This window comes from Sphingomonas sp. (assembly GCF_035555815.1).
Lineage (GTDB): Bacteria > Pseudomonadota > Alphaproteobacteria > Sphingomonadales > Sphingomonadaceae > Sphingomonas.
Window position 1 is genome coordinate 1 of the sequence record NZ_DATMGG010000222.1, and the last position, 13,568, is coordinate 13,568.

The 13,568-nt window shown below is 68.8% G+C and carries 11 protein-coding genes; 6 read left to right on the plus strand and 5 right to left on the minus strand.

Features of this window, described 5'->3' with window-relative positions; translation table 11 throughout:
• A partial coding sequence (locus VNR91_RS12765; RefSeq protein ID WP_325491162.1) for a sugar MFS transporter occupies positions 1–1,218 on the minus strand: 1,218 nt, incomplete at its 3' end.
• A gap of 286 nt (positions 1,219–1,504) precedes the next feature.
• Positions 1,505–2,254: a folate-binding protein gene (locus VNR91_RS12770; RefSeq protein ID WP_325491152.1), complete on the minus strand. Its 750-nt coding sequence runs from the start codon at positions 2,252–2,254 to the stop codon at positions 1,505–1,507.
• A gap of 46 nt (positions 2,255–2,300) precedes the next feature.
• Between VNR91_RS12770 and VNR91_RS12775 the strand changes: the two genes are divergently transcribed.
• Both VNR91_RS12775 and VNR91_RS12780 read left to right on the plus strand, forming a co-directional pair.
• Positions 2,301–3,638 carry a dihydroorotase gene (locus tag VNR91_RS12775; protein WP_325491153.1) on the plus strand — a complete coding sequence of 446 codons (1,338 nt, stop codon included), beginning with the start codon at positions 2,301–2,303 and terminating at the stop codon, positions 3,636–3,638.
• Positions 3,639–3,803: 165 nt separating this feature from the next.
• Entirely contained in the window at positions 3,804–5,336 is a 1,533-nt protein-coding gene (locus VNR91_RS12780; protein ID WP_325491154.1) for an aminoacyl--tRNA ligase-related protein, read from the plus strand.
• Here VNR91_RS12780 and VNR91_RS12785 read toward each other — a convergent pair.
• Positions 5,330–6,280 carry a rhodanese-related sulfurtransferase gene (locus VNR91_RS12785; RefSeq protein WP_325491155.1) on the minus strand — a complete coding sequence of 317 codons (951 nt, stop codon included), beginning with the start codon at positions 6,278–6,280 and terminating at the stop codon, positions 5,330–5,332. The genes VNR91_RS12780 and VNR91_RS12785 overlap by 7 nt on opposite strands.
• Positions 6,262–7,698, minus strand: a complete 1,437-nt coding sequence (glpD, locus tag VNR91_RS12790; RefSeq protein ID WP_325491156.1) for a glycerol-3-phosphate dehydrogenase — start codon at positions 7,696–7,698, stop codon at positions 6,262–6,264. The genes VNR91_RS12785 and glpD overlap by 19 nt, the downstream gene beginning before the upstream one ends.
• An 89-nt stretch (positions 7,699–7,787) precedes the next feature.
• Here glpD and VNR91_RS12795 point away from each other — a divergent pair, with 89 nt between their 5' ends.
• The gene (locus VNR91_RS12795) at positions 7,788–8,696 is read left to right on the plus strand and encodes a LysR family transcriptional regulator (RefSeq protein ID WP_325491157.1); all 909 of its coding nucleotides are present in this window, start codon (positions 7,788–7,790) and stop codon (positions 8,694–8,696) included.
• Here VNR91_RS12795 and ubiG read toward each other — a convergent pair.
• Positions 8,693–9,433, minus strand: coding sequence for a bifunctional 2-polyprenyl-6-hydroxyphenol methylase/3-demethylubiquinol 3-O-methyltransferase UbiG (ubiG, locus tag VNR91_RS12800; protein WP_325491158.1), 741 nt, complete (start codon positions 9,431–9,433; stop codon positions 8,693–8,695). The two genes, VNR91_RS12795 and ubiG, sit on opposite strands and share 4 nt — an antisense overlap.
• A 53-nt stretch (positions 9,434–9,486) precedes the next feature.
• On the opposite strand from ubiG, the gene VNR91_RS12805 reads away from it, so the two are divergent.
• The 3 genes from VNR91_RS12805 to VNR91_RS12815 all read left to right on the plus strand — a co-directional run.
• The gene (locus VNR91_RS12805) at positions 9,487–10,755 is read left to right on the plus strand and encodes an aspartate kinase (protein ID WP_325491159.1); all 1,269 of its coding nucleotides are present in this window, start codon (positions 9,487–9,489) and stop codon (positions 10,753–10,755) included.
• 47 nt (positions 10,756–10,802) lie between these two features.
• A complete protein-coding gene (locus VNR91_RS12810; RefSeq protein ID WP_325491160.1) occupies positions 10,803–11,834 on the plus strand; it encodes an NAD(P)H-dependent flavin oxidoreductase in 1,032 nt (343 codons plus the stop codon).
• A 68-nt stretch (positions 11,835–11,902) separates the two neighbouring features.
• A partial coding sequence (locus VNR91_RS12815) for a putative PEP-binding protein (RefSeq protein WP_325491161.1) occupies positions 11,903–13,568 on the plus strand: 1,666 nt, incomplete at its 3' end.

Consider the following 13,568-nt stretch of genomic DNA (forward strand, 5'->3'; position numbering starts at 1 on the left):
GTACAGCTCGCATGCCGCGGTCAGCAGGAACGACAGTTGCAGGCCAAAGCTGTCCGCCAGCCAGCCCTGGACGATGACCAGCGCGCCACCGGCGATCGCCATGATCAGCAGCCCCGAACCTTCCTCGGTCAATGGGCCGAGTCCGCGGATCCCCAGGGTAAAGATGGTGGGGAACATGATCGAGTGGAACAGCCCGACCAGGATCAGCGACCACATCGCGACCGATCCGTGCGCGAAGCTGGTGATCACCATCACCACGAACGCCCCGACCGAAAACCAGGCGAGGACGCGTTCGGCCGGCACCGCGCGCATGATGAAGGCACCGACGAAGCGGCCGACCATCATCCCGCCCCACAACAGGAACAGGTAGCGCGAGGCCTGTTCGTGGGTGACGTTGCCGATATCCGGCTGGCTGACGAAGTTGATGAACAGGTTGGCGACGCCGATCTCCGCGATCAGGTAGATGAAGATCGCCGGCACGCCGAACACGAGGTTGCGGTGACGCCACAGCGAATGGCCGCGCCGCTCCTGCGCCGACGCGCGGCGCGTCTCCGCGCCCATGTCGGGCAGCTTGAAGCGCGCGATCACGATCGCCAGCACGATCAGCACGGCGGCGACGATCAGATAGGGCAGTTGCACCGCCTGCGCATCGGCGTAGCGTTCCGCCGCGGTCAGCGTGGCGCCGGCATCGACAGTACCCGAGGTCGACCGCCCGAGGATCAGGTAGCCGCCGAACAACGGCGCGAAGGTGGTACCCAGCGAGTTGAACGCCTGCACCAGATTGAGCCGCGAAGAAGCGGTCTCCGGCGGGCCGACCACCGCGACATAGGGATTGGCGGCGACCTGGAGCAGCGTGATCCCGCTGGCGATGACGAACAACGCCGCCAGCGTCAGGCCATAGGACGGGATTCGCGCCGCCGGGATCATTCCCAGCGCCCCCACCGCCATGATCGACAGCCCGACGACCATCGAACGCTTGTAGCCGACCCGCTCGATCAGCTTCGCCGACGGGATCGACGCCACGAAATAGGCGATGAACCATACGCTCTCGATCAGCGTGGTCTGGGTGTAATTCAGCTCGAACACGCTGCGCAGGTGCGGCAGCAGCGTGTTGTTGATGACCGTGATGAAGCCCCAGATGAAGAACAGGCTGGCGAGCAGGCGGAGCGCCGCGGCATAGGTTTGCCCCGCGCCGGAGGGCGGCGCGCCCCCGCCCATGCTGGTGGACTGCGGTACTGCCGGCATGCGTCGTCCCCTCCCCGATGCGGCGTATCGCCGCTGTTATGATTTGTCATACTTAGCGGAAGATAGGTGACGCTGTCGAGCGGCGAAGCGACATCACCATGAACCACTCACCCCATTGTAATGATGCGATATTTATCCTTTAGGTGGGATTTTTCCGGCCGCCGTCGCTGCGCCCGGCGCGAGGGCCAAGCGACATTTCACCAGTGAAAGCTCATGCGCGACCGCGCGAGCGCGTGATCGCGATCGTCCGCAGCCGAGGTTACGTCGTCGCGGCCCCCTCGGCGAGCGCGGTCGCCAACCACAGCGGGACGATCGCGTCGCCCAGCGACTCGACCCGACGATGCTCGACCATCAGCCCCAGGTCGGGATAGGCGGCGCGGGTGCGGTCGGTCGCCGGGCCGAGCGGCGCCACCACCAGCCGACGGTTGACCTTCGCACGGTGGTGCATCCGCGCGGTATTCTCCTGCCCGACATAGCACCCTTTGGTGTAGCTCACGCCGTTCAACTCGCCGGCATTGCATTCGAGCCACAGCGTGGTGTCACGGCCCAGCTCGGCGATGCCCTCGGTCACGCCATGGCGCAGGCGGTGCGCGGTCCAGCCGGTCGCGGCCTCGCCCGCCGCCGCACCCAGCCAGCGGCGGCCAAGGTCGCCCAGGCGTGGATCGGCGACACCGTGATCGCCATCCGGCGCCCAATGCACGCCGCCTTCGACCGGATCGATGGTGATCGCACGGCGCAGGCGATAGATGGTCAGCCGCCGCGCCAAGGCCGCCGCTTCGACGGCCTCGCAATCGATCAGCAGCGCCTCGCCGTCATCCCACAGGATGAAGTCGAACATCGCCTTGCCCTGCGGCGTGAGCAGCCCGCCCCAGCGCGGCGCGTCGGGCGCGACCAGCGCGGTATCGATCGTCACCAGTCCCTGGAGAAAATCGCGCGGATCGTCACCGGCGACACGGATCAGCGCGCGATCGGCAAGCCGGGTGTTGGTGCGGGTGCTGGTGCTGGCCATGGCCAACAGCTAGGGATCGCCGACCCCAAGCGAAAGAGGTGACGCAATGGCGACCTTCGACATGATCCTGACCGGCGGCGTCGTCCACCTGCCCGGCGGCCGCGCGGAAACCGACGTCGGTGTGCGCGACGGCAAGATCGCCGCGATCGGATCGCTGCCGGGCGATGCCGGCCAGCGGATCGATTGCAGCGGGCTGGACGTGCTGCCCGGCGTGATCGACACGCAGGTCCACTTCCGCGAGCCCGGGCTGGTCCACAAGGAGGATCTGGAGAGCGGCAGTCGCGCCGCGGTGCTGGGCGGCGTGACCGCGGTGTTCGAGATGCCGAACACCAAGCCCAACACCGACAGCGCCGATGCCATCGCCGACAAGCTGGCGCGGGCAAAGGGCCGGATGTGGTGCGACCACGCATTCTACGTCGGCGCGACCAACCACAATGCGCGCGATCTGGCCGAACTGGAACGGTTGCCGGGGACCGCCGGGGTCAAGATCTTCATGGGGTCCTCGACCGGCGATCTGCTGGTGTCGGAGGATCGCAGCCTGGCGGAGGTGCTGGCATCGGGCAGCCGCCGCGTCGCCATCCACGCCGAGGATGAGGACCGGATGAACGCGCGCGCCGGCGATCGCGTCAGCGGCGACCCCGCCTCGCACCCGGTCTGGCGCGACGATGAGAGCGCGATGCTGGCGACGCGGCGCATCCTGGCGCTGGCGCGCGCGGCACGGCGGCGGGTCCATGTGCTCCACATCACCACCCCGGCCGAACTGGAGCTGCTGTCCGCCAACAAGGACATCGCGACCTGCGAGGTGACGCCGCAGCATCTGACGCTGGCGGGCGAGGAGGCCTATCCGCGCCTTGGCACCCACGCCCAGATGAACCCGCCGATCCGATCGGGCAAACACCGCGACGGGCTGTGGTACTGGCTCAACCAGGGGGTGGTCGACGTGATCGGCTCCGATCACGCACCGCACACGCTCGAGGAAAAGGCGCAGACCTACCCCGCCAGCCCCAGCGGAATGCCGGGCGTGCAGACGCTGCTGCCGCTGCTGCTCGATCACGCCGCCAACGGGCGGATCACCATGCAACGGCTGGTCGACCTGACCAGCGCCGGCGCGCAGCGCATCTTTGGCATCGCCGGCAAGGGCCGGATCGCCGTCGGCTATGACGCCGATTTCTCGGTGGTCGACCTGAAGGCGCGCTGGACGATCGAGGAAAGCTGGCTGGCATCGCGTGCGGGATGGTCGCCGTTCACCGGTGACACGCTGACCGGCCGGCCAGTGGGCACGGTGATCCGCGGCGCGGTGGCGATGTGGGAAGGCGAGTTGGCCGCCGCCGCGACCGGCGCGCCGATCCGGTTCGAGGCGACCGCGTTCCCCGGCGGGCGCTGAGCGGACAGGCCCCATTTTATCGCCATCATCCGGGCGTCGGGGCTGATATCCGGGCGTCGGGGCGGATAGCCCGAGCGGGGGGCGTGACGCGCAAATACCCGCCGCGCGCCACCACGGCGATTCGCTACTGGCGCAGGCGGGCGCGTTCGCGCTATCCGCCGCGCCATGATCAAGCACGCTCTGTCCGTCACCCGCGAAGCGGATTTCGCCGCCTGGTATCAGGCCGTCATCACCGAAGCCGACATGGCCGAGGAATCGGGGGTGCGCGGCTGCATGGTGATCCGGCCGTGGGGCTATGGCATCTGGGAGCGGATGCAGCGCCTGCTCGATGACAAGATCAAGGCGACCGGGCACGAGAATTGCTATTTCCCGCTGTTCATCCCGCTGTCCTATTTCGAAAAGGAGGCGGAGCACGTCGACGGCTTTGCCAAGGAGATGGCGGTGGTCACCCACCACCGGCTGGTCCCCGACGGCAAGGGCGGGCTGATCCCCGATCCCGAGGCGAAGCTGGAGGAGCCGCTGGTGGTGCGGCCGACGTCGGAGACGGTGATCGGCACCGCCTTTGCCCGCTGGGTGCAGTCGTGGCGCGACCTGCCTGTGCTGATCAACCAATGGGCCAATGTCGTGCGGTGGGAGATGCGCACGCGCATGTTCCTGCGCACCACCGAATTCCTGTGGCAGGAGGGCCATACCGCCCACGCCACCGCCGATGAGGCGCGCGAGCACACGATGCGGATGCTCGAGGTCTATCGCAGCTTTGCCGAGGATTGCGTCGCGCTGCCTGTGGTGGCGGGCGAAAAGCCGGAGAACGAGCGTTTCCCCGGCGCGGTCGCGACCTATTCGATCGAGGCGATGATGCAGGACGGCAAGGCGCTGCAGGCCGGCACCAGCCATTTCCTCGGCACCAATTTCGCCCATGCGCAGGACATCAAGTTCCAGAACGCCAGTGGCGAGCTGGACTATGCCAACACCACCAGCTGGGGGGTATCGACGCGGATGGTCGGCGGGCTGATCATGGTTCATGGCGACGATGACGGGTTGCGTGTGCCGCCGCGCGTCGCGCCGTGGCAGATCGTGATCGTCCCGATGCTGCGCGAGGTGCCCGAGGACGCGGCGATCGTAGAATATTGCAAGGCGCTCCATGCCGAGCTGGTCAAGCAGTCGGCGTGCGGCGAGCCGGTCCGCGCTCTGCTCGACCTGCGCCCGGCCAAGGCGGCGACCAAGCGGTGGGGCTGGGTCAAGAAGGGCGCGCCGATCGTGATCGAGGTCGGCGGGCGCGACGTGGCCGGCGGCAACGTTTCCGTCCTGCGTCGCGACCGGCTGTACCGCGAGGACGGCAAACTCGACAGCCAGGCGGTGGCAAAGGACGATTTCATCGCCGCCGCCGCCACGACGCTGGAGGAGATCCAGGCGACGCTGTTCGCCGATGCCAAGGCGCGGCTTGACGGCAACATCGTCGCCGCCGCCGATTTCTCCGCGGTCGAGGCGCATTTCGCCGAAGGGCGCAAGAACCCGGGCTGGGTCGAAGTGCAATGGTCGCGCCCGACCGGCGCCGCGCTCGACGCGGTGGTCGAACGGATCAAGCCGCTCAAGCTGACGATGCGCAATGCCCCGATCGGGCAGGCGCCAGCGAACGGCCCCTGCGTGTTCACCGGCGCGCCCGCGGTTGAGCGCGTGCTGATCGGCCGCGCCTATTGATCCCCGTCGTCGGCCGCGGCGGCATAGTCGCGGCCGACATGCGCCTCGCCCCGTGCCGCCGCCAGCCGCACCTGGCGGTGACGCTCGGCATAGCCGGCGCGGCGGGCGTCGTCGCGGCTGTCGTGGCAGGCGGGGCAACTGACGCCCTCGCGATAGAGCGGTGAGGCGCGGTCGGCGACGCTGACCGGCATCCGGCAGGCGTGGCACAACAGGTGGGTGCCGATCTCCAGCCCGTGACCGACCGCGACGCGCTGGTCGAACACGAAGCATTCGCCCCGCCAGCGGCTCTGTTCGGCGGGCACCTCTTCCAGATATTTGAGGATGCCGCCGCGCAGATGGCGCACGTCCGCCATCCCTTCCGCCTTGAGCAGCGCGGTCGCCTTTTCGCAGCGGATGCCGCCGGTGCAGAACATCGCCACCGTCTTGCCGGCCAGTTCGTCGCGGTGCGCGCGGAACCACGCCGGAAAGTCGCTGAAGCTCTGCGTCCCCGGATCGACCGCCCCGGCGAAACTGCCGACGCGCACTTCATAATCGTTGCGCGTGTCGATCACCACCGTGTCGGGATCGTCGATCAGCGCGTTCCAGTCGGCCGGCGCGACATAGGTGCCGGTGCCGTCGAGCGGGTCGATCGCCGGCTCACCCATCGTCACGATCTCACGCTTCAGCCGCACCTTCATGCGGTGGAACGGCATCGTCGCGGCGCTACTGTCCTTGACCTCCAGCGCGGCGCAGCCCGGCAGATCGCGGATATGGGCGAGCACCGTGTCGATCGCGTCGGACGGGCCGGCGATGGTGCCGTTGATCCCCTCCGGCGCGAGCAGCAAGGTGCCCTTGATCCCGCCCGACTGACAGGCATCGAGCAACGGCCCCCGCAGCGCCGCCGGATCGGAAAAGCGCGCGAAATGGTAGAGGGCGGTGACGCGGATCACGGGCGGGCGAACCATGCCGCAACCCGTGCCCGGCCGGCAGCATCGACCTCCAGCCCCAGCTTGCTGCGCCGGTCGAGCGCGTCGTCGGCGGTGCGCGCCCACTCACGATCGCCCATCCACCGCGCCTCGATCTCGGTCAGCCCGCTGCCGAGGTCGGCACCCATACCCGCCTCGTCGGCGACCGCGCCGAGCATCTCGTCCAGCAGCGAGCCGTAAGCGTGCGCCATCCGCGCCGAGCGCGCCTCCCCAAGAAAAGGCCAGCGCGCGCGGACGTCGGCGAGGAAACTGTCAAAATCGCTCTCAAGATCGCCGCCGGGAAACGGTCGGCCGCGCGTGATCGGCCCGTCGCCGATGCCCATTCGCTCGACCGCTTCCTCCGCCAGGTGGCGCGCGGTGGTGATCTTGCCGCCGAACACGCTGAGCAGCGGTGGGCCGTCGCTATCCAGTTCCAGCACATAGTCGCGCGTCACCGCCCGCGCCTCGCTCGCCCCATCGTCATAGAGCGGGCGCACCCCCGACCAGCTCGCCACCACTTCGGCGGGGGCGATCTGGCGGACGAAATGGCGGTTGATCGCGTCGCACAGATAGGCGACCTCATCGTCGGCGATCACCGCGTCCTCGGGCCGCTCGACCGGGATGTCGGTGGTGCCGATCTCCGTCATGCCGTGATAGGGGATGGCGAACACGATCCGGCGATCGGGCTGTTGCAGGATATAGGCGTGGTCGCCTTCATAGAGTTTCGGCACGACGATATGGCTGCCCTTGACCAGCCGGGCGTCGCTCTTCGCCTCGACCCCGAGCCGATCGAGCAGCAGATGCACCCACGGCCCGGCGGCGTTGACCAGCTTCCGCGCGGCGACGGTGCGCCCGTCGGACAGTGTCGCCTGCCAATGATCGCCGACGCGGACGGCGGCGTCGAGCGCGGTGCGGGTGGCGATCTCGGCGCCGTTGGCGGCGGCATCGACCGCGTTGAGCAACGTCAGCCGCGAATCGTCGACGAACGCGTCGGCATAGACGAACCCCCTCGCCCCGCCGCTGAGCGGCCCGGAATAGGCGGTGTCGCGGGCGTGCAGCCCGCGCGACCTGGGCAGGCTGCTGCGTCCGCCCAGCCGGTCGTAGAGCGCCAGCCCCAGCCGTACCATCCACCATGGGCGCAGCGCATGTTCATGCGGCAGCACGAAGGTGAGCGGGCGAATGATGTGCGGCGCGGCGTGGAGCAGCCGCTCGCGCTCGCGCAGCGCCTCCGCCACCAGCTTGAAGTCGTAATATTCGAGGTAGCGCAACCCGCCGTGGATCAGCTTGGTCGAGGCGGAGGAGGTGTGGCTGGCAAGGTCGTCGCGCTCGACCAGCAGCACGCTTTGCCCATGCAACGCCGCCTCGCGCGCGATCGCGCAGCCGTTGATGCCGCCGCCGACGATGAGAAGGTCGTACATACCGGCCCTCTAGCCGAGCCGCGCGCGATGCGAAACGCCGACGCGCAATCGCGTTGCCGCGGCCCGTCGCTCATCCTAGTTCAGGCGCCATGACCAGCCTCAACCGCTTCGACCTCAACCTGCTGCGGATCTTCGAGGCGATCTATGCGGAGGGCGGTGTGTCCGGCGCGTCGCGCAAGCTGAGCCTGTCGCAGCCAGCGGTCAGCCATTCGCTCGCGCGACTGCGGGAGGCCTTCGACGATCCGCTGTTCGTCCGCCACGGCAATGCGTTCGTGCCGACGGCGGTATCGCGGGCCAAAATCGCCGAGGTCGGCGCGATCCTGCGGCGGATCGACGTCGCGCTGGCGGTGGGCGAGCATTTCGATCCGCTGGCGTCGACACGTACCTTTCGCATCGGGCTGCGCCCGCCAAGCGAAGCCTATGCGCTGCCGTTGCTGTTTCGCGAGTTGCAACGCGATGCGCCGGGAGTCTCGCTGGCCAGCGTCTATTTCTCCCGCACCGGGATGCCGCGCGCGCTGGCGGTCGGCGCGCTCGATCTGGCGATCGACATCGATCTGGCGACGTCGCCGGGGACCAACCTCAAGACGCTGGGCGCCGCGCCGCCGGTGCTGGTCGCGCGGCGCGATCATCCGCTGATCGGCGACACGGTGAGCCTCGACCAGTATCTCGCGGTCGACCATGTGTTCGTATCCCCGCGCGCGGCCGGGCTGGGGATGGAGGACGCGGCTCTGGCCCGGATCGGGCATCGCCGCCGCATCCGGATGCGATGCCAGCACGCCTTCACCGCGTGGCAACTGGTCGGCGAGAGCGATCTCGTCTGCACCCTGCCGCGCTACTACGCCGCCGCGTTCGAGGGGACGGGCACGCACCGGTTGTTGCCGCTGCCGTTCGACGTGCCGGCGCGGCCGCTCAGCCTTTACTGGCACGATACATCGGCGGCGGACCCAGGTGCGGTGTGGCTGCGCCGATTCGTCGCCGCGACGCTGGGCGCGGCCTAGCCGCGCCGCGCGGTGACGAAATAGTCGAGCGTCCTATCGTCACTCAGCACGAAGCCGTGGCCCGGCGACAGCGCCAGCCCGTGGGTGTCGATCACCTCCAGCCCGGTATCGTCGATCAGCGCGACCAGCTCGTCGGGCGTCAGGAACTTGTCCCAATCGTGGGTGCCGCGCGGAATCTGTCCGGTCCCCTCTCCGATGGTGATCATCGCCAGCCGCGACAGCGCGGTGCGGTTTGGCGTCGACAGCAGCAGCAGCCCGCCCGGCGCCACCACCGCCGCCAGCCCGGCGACGAACGCGGCGGGATCGGTGACGTGCTCGATCACCTCAAAGCTGACCACCAGATCGAATTGGCGGCCGGCGACCGTTTCGATCCCGCCGGCAAGATAGTCTATGGCCAGCCCGCCCGCGCTGGCGTGGGCGGCGGCGGCGCCGATATTCTCCGCCGCAGCATCAACCCCGGTGACCTTCGCTCCCAGCCGTGCCAGCGGTTCGGCGAGCAATCCCGCGCCACACCCCATGTCGAGCGCGCTGCGCCCGGCGAGCGGGGTGAAATCCTGCGGATCGCCGTTCCAATGCGTATCGACGCGCGCCCGCAGATAGGCGAGCCGCGGCGGATTGAGCCGGTGGAGCATCGCCGACGATCCACGCGGGTTCCACCAGTCGGCGGCAAGCCTGCCGAAATGCGCGGCCTCGGCAGGGTCGATGGTAGTTGCGGCGGTTACAGTTGCGTCACCCATATCGCCTCCCTATCAGGGCGCCCCACCGCACCCAAGGGATAACGCAGCGCACCATGGCCCGCATCGTGATGAAGTTCGGCGGCACCTCGATGGCGGGGATCGAACGCATCCGCAGCGTCGCCGCGCGCATCAAGCGCGAGTGGGAAGCTGGCAACGAGGTCGCGGTGGTGGTCTCCGCCATGGCCGGCGAGACCGACCGGCTGGTCAATTTCTGCCGCGAGGCGTCGTCGCTCTACGATCCGCGCGAATACGACGTGGTCGTCTCATCGGGCGAACAGGTCACCAGCGGGCTGCTGGCGATCGCGCTCCAGGCGATCGGCGTGCCGGCGCGCAGCTGGCTCGGCTGGCAGCTGCCGATCCGCACCTCCGACGGTCACGGATCGGCGCGCATCGGTGAGATCGACACCACCGCGCTCAGCGCGAGCATGGCCGATCGCACCGTCGCGGTGATCCCCGGCTTCCAGGGGCTGGCGCCGGGGGAGCGCGTCACCACGCTGGGCCGTGGCGGGTCCGATACGTCGGCGGTGGCGATGGCGGCGGCGATGAAGGCCGACCGCTGCGACATCTACACCGACGTCGACGGGGTCTACACCACCGATCCGCGCATCGTGCCGCGCGCGCGCAAGCTGAAGCGCGTGACCTATGAAGAGATGCTCGAACTTGCCAGCGTCGGCGCCAAGGTGCTGCAGACGCGGTCGGTCGGGCTCGCCATGAAGGAAAACGTTCGCGTCCAGGTGCTGTCGTCGTTCGTCGACGAGGACGGCAATTCCGAACCGGGTACGCTGATCGTCGGAGAAGAGGAAATCGGGGACATGGAACGTCAGCTCATCACCGGCATCGCCCACGACAAGAACGAGGCGAAGATCACGCTGACCAACGTGCCGGACAAGCCCGGCGCGGTCGCCAGCATCTTCAGCCCGCTGGCCGACGCCGGGATCAACGTCGACATGATCGTGCAGAACGTCGCCCACGCGACCGGCACCGCGCCGAAATCGACCGACGTCACCTTCACCGTCCCCACCGCCGATCTGGCGCGCAGCCTGGACGTGCTGGAAAAGAGCAGGGAGGCGATCGGCTTCGACGCCGCGCTGCACGATCCGCGCGTCGCGAAGATCAGCGTTGTCGGGGTCGGGATGCGCAGCCACGCCGGCGTCGCGTCGAAGATGTTCACCACGCTGGGCGAACGCGGCATCAACGTGCAGGCGATCACCACGTCGGAGATCAAGGTCAGCGTGCTGATCCACGAGGACGAGACCGAGCTGGCCGTCCGCGTGCTGCACACCGCCTATGGGCTGGATGCGGAGGAGCCGGCGACGGCGTGATCGGCGGGGGCTTGCCCCCAGCGGCCGCCCGGCGCTAGGCGTCCAAGATGAACGATCGATCGACCGCGGGCGAACAGCGCCTTGCCCGACGCATGGCGCGTGGCGCCGCATTCCTGGGATCGGAGACCGCGATCCTGTGCGGCGCGATGTCGTGGGTCAGCGAGCGCCATCTGGTCGCCGCCATCTCCAACGCCGGCGGCTTTGGCCTGATCGCCTGCGGGGCGATGACGCCCGAACTGCTCGACGCCGAGATCGCCGGGACAAGGGCGCTCACCGACAAGCCGTTCGGCGTCAACCTGATCACCATGCATCCGATGCTGTTCGACCTGATCGAGGTCTGCGCGAAGCATCGGGTTAGCCATGTCGTGCTGGCGGGCGGCCTGCCCCCCGCCGGATCGCTCGATGCGATCAAGGGCAACGGCGCCAAGCTGATCTGCTTCGCCCCGGCGCTGGCGCTGGCGAAGAAGCTGATCCGGTCGGGCGTCGACGCGCTGGTGATCGAGGGGATGGAGGCCGGCGGGCATATCGGCCCGGTCTCGACCAGCGTGCTGGCGCAGGAGATCCTGCCCGAGGTGGCCGATCAGCTACCGGTGTTCGTCGCCGGCGGTATCGGGCGCGGCGAGGCGATCGCGGGCTATCTCGACATGGGCGCGGCCGGGGTCCAGCTCGGCACCCGTTTCGCCTGCGCGACCGAAAGCATCGCCCACCCCAATTTCAAGAAGGCGTTTCTGCGCGCCTCCGCCCGTGATGCGATCGCCAGCGTCCAGATCGATCCGCGCCTGCCGGTGATCCCGGTGCGCGCGCTGAAGAACGCCGGCGGCGAGCTGTTCACCGCCAAGCAGCGCGAAGTTGCCAACCTGCTCGACGAGGGCAAGGTCGAGATGGCCGAGGCACAGCTTCAGATCGAGCATTACTGGGCGGGCGCGCTGCGCCGCGCGGTGATCGACGGCGATGTCGAGCACGGCTCGCTGATGGCCGGCCAGTCGGTCGGCATGGTGACGAAGGAAGAGCCCGCCGCGACGATCATCGCGACGCTGATGGCCGAAGCGGCGACGGCGCTGGAGACGCGCGCGGCTTGAGCGCGCGCGCCGCGAAAACGCACGCCGCCGCGATGGCGCGGAGTCGCATGATCTGATAGCAGCGTGCCATGCCCGTCACCGCCGCCGCGTCCGCCCGCGAGATTCTCGTCCGTCTTCACGACGTGATGGCCGCGCGCAGCAACGCGCAGACCAAGCTCAATTCGGTCGCCGAGATCATCGGCGCGGCGCTGGAAACCGAAGTCTGCTCGATCTACCTGCTGCGTGAAGGGGTGCTGGAACTGTTCGCGACGCGCGGGCTGGATCAGAGCGCGGTGCACGTCACCAAACTGGCGATGGGCGAGGGGCTGGTCGGCACCATCGCCGAGAATGTCGAGACGCTGAACCTCGACGAGGCGACCGCCCATCCCGATTTCGCCTATCGCCCCGAAACTGGCGAGGATCGCTTCCACAGCTTTGCCGGAGTGCCGATCATCCGGCGAGAGCGGGCGGTCGGCGTGCTGGCGATCCAGCATGTCGAACCGCGCCGTTACGACGAGGTCGAGATCGAGGCCCTGCAGACCGTGGCGATGGTGCTGTCGGAGCTGATCGCCAACGCCGGGCTGATCGACATCGCCGGGACCGACACCACCCGGCCGCAATCCACCGCCAGCGCGCGCATCGCCGGTTTCAAGCTGGTCGACGGCATGGGCGCCGGGGTCGCGGTGTTCCACCAGCCCCGCATCACCATCGAGCACACCGTCGCCGAGGATACCGAAGCGGAGCGCCGCCGCGTCTATTCCGCGTTCGACAAGATGCGCGACCAGATCGAGCGCATGGCGGCGCAGGCCGAGTTCGGCGTCGGCGGCGAGCATGACGAGGTGCTCGAGACCTACAAGATGTTCGCCTATGACGAGGGCTGGTCGCGCCGCATCAACGAGGCGATCGACAGCGGCCTGACCGCCGAGGCGGCGATCGAGCGCGTCCAGCAGCGCACGCGGATGCGGATGCGCCAGATCGACGATCCCCTGCTGCGCGACCGGATGCACGATCTGGAGGATCTGTCCAACCGGCTGCTGCGCATCGTCTCCGGCCGGCTGGGCACCGCCGCGCAACTGGGGCTGCGCGAGGATTCGATCCTGCTGGCGCGCAATCTGGGGCCGGCCGAGCTGCTGGAGTATGACCGCCGCCGGCTGAAGGGCGTGGTGCTGGAGGAAGGCAGCCTGACCGCGCACGTCACCATCGTCGCGCGGGCGATGGGCGTGCCGGTGCTGGGCCGCGCGCGCGATATCCGCCGGCTGGTCGGCGAGGGCGACAAGCTGCTGCTCGACGCCAGTTCCGAAAGCCTGATCGTCCGCCCGACGACGGGAATGGAGGAAGCGTTCGAGGCGCGCTTCGCGCTCAGCCAGAAGCGTCGTGCCGCCTTTGCCGCGCTCAAGGACGAGCCGCCGGTCACCGCCGACGGGCACCGCGTGTCGGTGATGGTCAACGCCGGATTGCGCGACGATGTCGGCGCGCTCGACCTGACCGGCGCGGACGGCATCGGGCTGTTCCGCACCGAATTCCAGTTCCTCGTCTCCGCGACGCTGCCACAGCGCGAACGCCAGCAACGGCTCTACAAGGACGTGCTCGACGCGGCGGGCGAGCGCCCGGTCACCTTCCGCACCGTCGACATCGGCGGGGACAAGGCGCTCCCCTATCTCAACCACGACGAAATGGGCGAGGAGGAGAACCCGGCGATGGGCTGGCGCGCGCTGCGCCTGGCGCTGGGTCGGCAGGGGCTGATGAAGGCGCAGG

What these genes read in the sequence shown, in the direction of transcription:
- VNR91_RS12770 (WP_325491152.1), bottom strand. Translation starts at nt 2,254, where the DNA reads ATGGCCAGCACCAGCACCCGCACCAACACCCGGCTTGCCGATCGCGCG.
- VNR91_RS12775 (WP_325491153.1), top strand. Translation starts at nt 2,301, where the DNA reads ATGGCGACCTTCGACATGATCCTGACCGGCGGCGTCGTCCACCTGCCC.
- VNR91_RS12780 (WP_325491154.1), top strand. Translation starts at nt 3,804, where the DNA reads ATGATCAAGCACGCTCTGTCCGTCACCCGCGAAGCGGATTTCGCCGCC.
- VNR91_RS12785 (WP_325491155.1), bottom strand. Translation starts at nt 6,280, where the DNA reads ATGGTTCGCCCGCCCGTGATCCGCGTCACCGCCCTCTACCATTTCGCG.
- glpD (WP_325491156.1), bottom strand. Translation starts at nt 7,698, where the DNA reads ATGTACGACCTTCTCATCGTCGGCGGCGGCATCAACGGCTGCGCGATC.
- VNR91_RS12795 (WP_325491157.1), top strand. Translation starts at nt 7,788, where the DNA reads ATGACCAGCCTCAACCGCTTCGACCTCAACCTGCTGCGGATCTTCGAG.
- ubiG (WP_325491158.1), bottom strand. Translation starts at nt 9,433, where the DNA reads ATGGGTGACGCAACTGTAACCGCCGCAACTACCATCGACCCTGCCGAG.
- VNR91_RS12805 (WP_325491159.1), top strand. Translation starts at nt 9,487, where the DNA reads ATGGCCCGCATCGTGATGAAGTTCGGCGGCACCTCGATGGCGGGGATC.
- VNR91_RS12810 (WP_325491160.1), top strand. Translation starts at nt 10,803, where the DNA reads ATGAACGATCGATCGACCGCGGGCGAACAGCGCCTTGCCCGACGCATG.